This is a genomic window from Desulfolutivibrio sp. (assembly GCF_036584575.1).
In the GTDB taxonomy this organism is placed as follows: Bacteria; Desulfobacterota; Desulfovibrionia; order Desulfovibrionales; family Desulfovibrionaceae; genus Desulfolutivibrio.
Map to the genome: position 1 here is coordinate 1 of NZ_JAZHDB010000056.1, position 5,969 is coordinate 5,969.

At 62.2% G+C, this 5,969-nt stretch carries 4 protein-coding genes; 2 read left to right on the plus strand and 2 right to left on the minus strand.

Annotated elements, in window-relative coordinates; translation table 11 throughout:
* Positions 1 to 879: MCP four helix bundle domain-containing protein (locus V3572_RS04290; RefSeq protein ID WP_332109745.1), on the minus strand; the 879-nt coding region annotated here is incomplete at its 3' end.
* Between the two features lie 839 nt (positions 880 to 1,718).
* On the opposite strand from V3572_RS04290, the gene V3572_RS04295 reads away from it, so the two are divergent.
* Positions 1,719 to 2,270 carry a MarR family winged helix-turn-helix transcriptional regulator gene (locus tag V3572_RS04295; protein ID WP_332109746.1) on the plus strand — a complete coding sequence of 184 codons (552 nt, stop codon included), beginning with the start codon at positions 1,719 to 1,721 and terminating at the stop codon, positions 2,268 to 2,270.
* Between the two features lie 312 nt (positions 2,271 to 2,582).
* Here the strand turns inward: V3572_RS04295 and V3572_RS04300 are convergent, their stop codons facing one another.
* Positions 2,583 to 4,652 carry an elongation factor G gene (locus V3572_RS04300; protein ID WP_332109747.1) on the minus strand — a complete coding sequence of 690 codons (2,070 nt, stop codon included), beginning with the start codon at positions 4,650 to 4,652 and terminating at the stop codon, positions 2,583 to 2,585.
* Positions 4,653 to 4,998: 346 nt separating this feature from the next.
* Here V3572_RS04300 and V3572_RS04305 point away from each other — a divergent pair.
* Positions 4,999 to 5,969 (plus strand): chromosome partitioning protein ParB (locus V3572_RS04305; RefSeq protein WP_332109748.1); only part of this gene is annotated, 971 nt, incomplete at its 3' end.

A 5,969-nucleotide genomic window follows, 5' to 3' on the forward strand; every position in this document is an offset into this window, starting at 1 on the left:
GACGATGGCCCGCATAAGCGTATCTTTTTCCGAACGCTCGGCCACCTTGATGCGCAGGTCGCCTTCGGCCAAAAGCCCGAATTTCTGGGCCACGTCGCCCTCGGCGGCGGCCACGGCGCGCATGGCGTCGGCCAAAACGCCCACCTCGTCCTTCTGGTCGATGGCGAGTGCGCCGCTTAGGTCGCCCTTGGACAGGGACAGGCCGAAGTCGGCGCACTGCTTGATGCCCTTGGAGATCATGCGCGACAGGACGATGCCGATGAGCATGCCCAAAAGCACGGCGCAGCCAATGATGATGTACATGACGTTTCGGGACTGCTGGTAGACAACGTCACTCTCTTCAGCTGATTTTTTGGCCATGTCTTTATTGGCCTGGGCCAGCTGCCCCAGAAGCTCGTCCGGCGCCGCGCCGAGTTTGGCGGCATCACCCAGCATATGCGCGATGGCGGCGTCCTTGTCCCCGGCCATGGCCAACTCCGGAATCTTCGTCGCAGATTTCCGGTAGGCTTCAAACGCGGCACGAAATTCCCCGAGCAGGTCTTTCTCCTGCTCCGACAGGTTGCTCGCGGCGTATTCATCGAGGGATTTCTTCATCTTGGTGACGTTTTCCTCGATGTGTTTATTGTACTCCTCCATCTCGGAGCGGTCTCTGGAGATGACCATCCGGTAATGGTTCCGGGCGAACTTGATCAGTTCGATGTTGGCGTCGTCGATCTGCAGGATGGGAACGAGATCGCCGGTGTACAATTCGTCGAGCATGCCGTTGATCATGCCCATATTTGTCACGCCGAGATATCCCACCCCGCCCATGAGCAAAAGCAGCAGGATGTAGCTGGATAAGAGCTTGGTGCCGATCTTGAGATTTTTGAGCCATTGCATGCGTCAACCCTCCTGATGAGTCTTCCCGGAGACCTTGTTTCGCCGACGTCTCCGGTTTCGAGGGGCCTGCGGCCATTCCCGGCCGAAAGGCCCCGGGGACAAGCCCCCGAACTCCCTCATCCCCGGATCACTCCGGGACCAGCTCCCTGAATCCCTTCAAGCGCCCCCCCAGCGGCGGCGCATCCTGGACAGCGAACATCCGGCACATCCTGTCGGCGCGATACCCGCGCCACAAATGATGGCAGTTCTTGTGCCGTACAGCTAACCGAAAGAGCTAACCATCACATTCCATTCAGACTTGCGTTCACACGCCGGGTTTCAAACCATCTATTTTTGTCAAAACAAAATATCGTGAGCAATATTGCAAATATTTTTCTAAATTTATCGTAACTCTGCATTCAAACTAAAACTGTCAGGATGATAATTTCATTTAGTTTGTGATTATTACAACATTTCTTAAACTCTATTTCCTTCACTACTAGCCCAGCAAATGCCCTAACTATAACGCGACACGGAAACATGAACAAAAAAATTTCGCCGCTTGCAACATAGAAAAATAAATATAGCCTCAATTCGTAGACTTTCCCGAGCCTCACTGTGCCGTTTTACGCTACCCATTCATTTTTTCTTATCCACTTGTGTTTTTCATCATTGCAATATTCTTTGTCAAGATATTTATACATCAAATTACCTCTCTAAATTCGACTTTTGCCTGGCGAAAAACAAACGCCTGGACTTCTGTTTTTCCTGCTTTTATGGTTTCATCGTTTTTGTAAAAATGGTGTCACAGCTCAGGCCTCTTCATTCAGGCTTCAACTCAACAAGTTGCATATGCAACCATGCCCATGAAACAGAACGACTACATCCAAAATGAAACGCTGTTGTGTCTGACGGCCTGGGCCTCCAGGGCCATGATCGCCGACCTCAACCGCCGGTTTCACGAGACGGGTCTGCGGGTGACCATGGAGCAATGGCGCGCCCTGTCCCATCTGTGCGACAGGGAGGGCCTCACCCAAAACGAACTGGCCGCTCTGCTCCTGCAGGAAAAAACCAGCGTCAGCCGCCTCTTGACCGGCATGCAGCGGCGCGGCTACGTGGCCCGGGAAACCCATGCCCACGACGGCCGGTGCAACCGGCTGCTCATTACGGACATGGGGAGGGACGTATTGGAAAAGGGATGTTTCCTGGCGCGATTGACCCTGTTTGCGGCCGAGGCCGAGGTATCTCCAGACGAAATGGACACCTGTCGCCGGGTGTTGTCCCGGATCGTCCACAATCTGCGCGGGCAGGCGCAGCCCGCACAGTCCCAGGCGCAGCCCGCACAGTCCCAGGCGCAGCCCGCGCAGCCCCAGGCGCAGCCCACGGACGAGGCCGCCTGCCTCCAGGCCTGACGCGGGGCGCTTGCCCCAGTGCCGGACAGGCGTCGGTCGCGCCCCGCCCACTTTCGGCCATGCCACGCCAGGGCGCCAGGGCGCCCAGACGCGCCCACGCATCCCGTGCCGTGGCCTCGTAACCCGCACGCCCGAATGCCGAAAAACCAACCATTTGAAATTACTAACTATAAAATACTAACGTATTTTTATGGGACGCCCATCCGGCATTGGACGCCGCGCCCTCTCCGCCAAAAAAACCAAGCGCCCCCACCGGGCATGTCCGGCAGGGGCGCGTGGCGTAAAAACGGATCGCGTGCGGCGACGGGTCCGCTAATCTTCCTTCTTCTTGTGATCGGCGATGACCTTTTCGGCAATGGGCGGCGGGCATTCCTCATAGCTCGAAAAGACCATGGTGAAGGCCCCCTGGCCGCCGGTCATGGAGCTTAGGGCCTTGCCGTATTCCTGCATCTCGGCCATGGGCACGTGGGCCTGGATCTCGGTGATGCCGCCCGTGGAGTCGCTGCCCAGCACCTTGCCCCGGCGGCTGGACAGATCGCCGATGATGTCGCCCATGTTCTCGTCCGGGCAGCTCACCGTGACCGTGACGATGGGTTCCAGAAGCGACATCTTGAGCTTCTCGCAGGCCGCCCTAAAGGCCAGGGAACCCGCGATCTTAAACGCCATTTCCGAGGAATCCACGGTGTGGAACGATCCGTCGAAGACCGTGGCCCGAAAATCCACCAGGGGGAACCCGGCCAGATAGCCCCTGGCCGCCGACTCCTGGATGCCCTTGTCCACGGCCGGGATGTACTGCCGGGGGATGGCCCCGCCCACGATGGCGTCCACGTATTCATAGCCTTCGCCCCGGTTCCGGTGTTCGAAGCGCACGAAGCAGTCCCCGAACTGGCCCCGGCCGCCGGTCTGCTTCTTGTGGCGGCCCTGCACCTCCACCTTGCCCCTGAAGGTCTCGCGGTAGGGAATCTTGGGGGCCTTGAGCACCGGCTCCACCTTGAAGCGGCGCCGGGCCTTCTCCACCGCCGTCTCCAGGTGGGACTGGCCCATGCCCGAGATCAGGATGTCCCCGGTCTCCTCGTCGCGCGACAGCGTCAGCGTCACGTCCTCGCCCAGAAGCTTGGCCATGGCCGCAAACACCTTGTCCTCGTCGCCCTTTTCCGCCGGGGCCAGGGCGTAGGAACTCATGGGCGCGGGCAGACCCGGTTTCGCCAGCACAAAGGGCTTTTTCTCATCGGAAAGCGTGTCCCCCGTGGCCGTGTCCTTGAGCTTGGCCAGGGCCACCACGGACCCGGGGCCCATGGGCTCCTTGGAGATGGAGGTCTCCTTGCCAAGCGGCAAGAGGATCTGTCCGGCCCGCTCCTTCACGTCCTTGGCCACATTTTGCAGGGCGGCGTCCGGGGTCAGGGTGCCCGTGAGCACCCGGACCATGGACAACTGTCCGGCAAAGGGATCGTAGAGGGTCTTGAACACGAAGGCGGCCACGGGTTCGTCCGGGCCCACCTTGCGCGTGGTTCCGTCCTCGGAGGTGACGGTCTTTTCGCCCGCGCAGCAGTCCAGGGGACCGGGAAAGTAATTCTCCACCGCCGCCAGAAGCCGGGCGCCGCCCATGCCTTTAAGCGCCGCGCCGGTGCATACGGGATACAACTGGCCGCAGATGACCGCCTGGCGCACGGCGACCTGCATCTCCTCCATGGAGAGCTCGCCGCCCTCCAGGTAGCGCTCCATGAGCTCCTCGTCACACACGGCGATCTCCTCCACCGTGGTGTCGCGAAGGTGCGCCACCTCGTCCAGCATGTCGGCCGGGATCGCCCCCTCGGTCTGGCCGCCCTTGTCGTCGAACAGGTAGGCCTTGTTTTCGAGGATGTTCACCAGGCCCTTGAAATTTTCCTTCTCGCCGATGGGAATGTTTTGCAGATACGGCTTGACCCCGAGTTTTTCCCGGATGCCGTTTAAGGCCATGGTGAAGTCGGCCCGGTCGCGATCCATTTTATTGATGAAAAAGATGGTGGGCAGGCCGAGTTTCGCCACCTCGCCCCACAGCTTCTTGGTCAGGGGCTTGACCCCGTCCACGGCGTCCACCACAAAGACCACCGCGTCCACGGCCCGCAGCAGATAGGGCAGATCGCCGTTGAAGTTGCCGTCGCCCGGGGTATCGATGAGGAAATGACTGTTCTTGCCAACAGAGAAGGCGGCGATTCCGGGTTGGGTGCTGCCCCGGCGCTTGATCTCCTCGGGCTCGTAGTCGAGCGCCGTGGTCCCTTCCTCAATCTTCCCCAGGCGGCTTACAGCCCCGGCGTTGAAGAGCAGCATTTCGGCCACGGACGTCTTGCCGCATCCGCCGTGGCCGACCAGCGCATAGGTTCTTTGCTTGCTTAGGTCCGACATTCCCATCTCCCTTTGCTGCGTTAGGGGTTGAGGGGCCGTAGGAAACGGTGATCACGCCCGCCGTCCGCCCTACGGTTTCCGTAGTGACTGCCGACGCCCAAGGTCGCGTTCGCGTCGGCCCAAAACCCGCCTTCAGCGGGATTTTTCCGGTTGCCGCCCCGAGGAGGCCTCCGAAAACGTCGGCGGCGGATGCCGCCGCTGGCGGCGCAAAGCCCCGGCCGGGGCTTTGTCATCAATCCATGAATCTTGGTTTTCCACGAATTCCGGGATATACGAACAGGCGTCATCCAATGTCAAGATCGTAACAATTGAGAATCCCCGCGCTTTCCAGAAGGATACCGCCACCGTGCAGCATCTCGCCATCCACCCCCGGGACGCGGACGTCTCGGGCGACAGCCTTTTTTGGGACAACCCGCCGGACGACGCCCTTACCCGCTCCCTGGACGAACTGGGCCAGTTGGTCCCGGCCCTGGCCGAAATCGTGGACGATCGGCCGCGCATCCTGGCCGGACGGGCCAGGGCTTTGGCCCTGCGCCGCCTTCCCGGCCGCACCCTGGAGGCCCGGATCATCGCCTGGCCCGGCCCCGGGTGCGGGCACAGCCCCGAGGTCTGGCGCGGGCTGGTCTACCTGGCCTCCAACATGGGCCGCGCCGTCGACGAGGCCATGCTGGTCAAGGCCGGGCGCTATTTTTCGGCCCATGTCCCTGTGCCCGAGTTTGTGCGGCTGGCCGGGCCGTATCTGGGACCGGCCCTTCGCGCCGGGTCGCGCCGTCTGACGGACTGGCTGTCGCTTCCCGAAAAGGCCGACGAACTGCTTTTCTCCGGGACCGTGCCCCTGGCCGGGGCGCAGGTTCTGGCCGCCATGGCCCGGGAGGATCTCGACGCCCTGTGGCCGTGGCTCACCGCCGCCCGCTGGTCGGCCAACACCCTGGCCCGGTTCGTGACCCCCTTGCGCGAGGCGGCCCGGGCCTCGGGGCGTCGCCTGTCCGAGACGGCCGACGCGGCCCTGGCCGGGGTGCGCGCGGACCAGGGGCTGTCCCCCAACGACCTGATCGCCCGGCTGTCCGCCGCGGCCAAGAGCGCCCGCTATCCCGTGCTCACGGACCTTGAGGAGCGCTTCGCCGCCCTGGCCCGGGGCGTCAGCCGGGGCACGGCCTTTACCCTGCATCCCTCGCGGGGCTTCGAGTCCGACGCCGTGACCCTGGAAATGCGGGCGGCGGACGCCGCGACCCTGCGCCAGGCCGCCGCCGACCTGGCCCGCATGGCCGCGCATCCGGGTTGGCAGGCCCTGTGGTCCCTGGCCCGGGGCCAGGACGC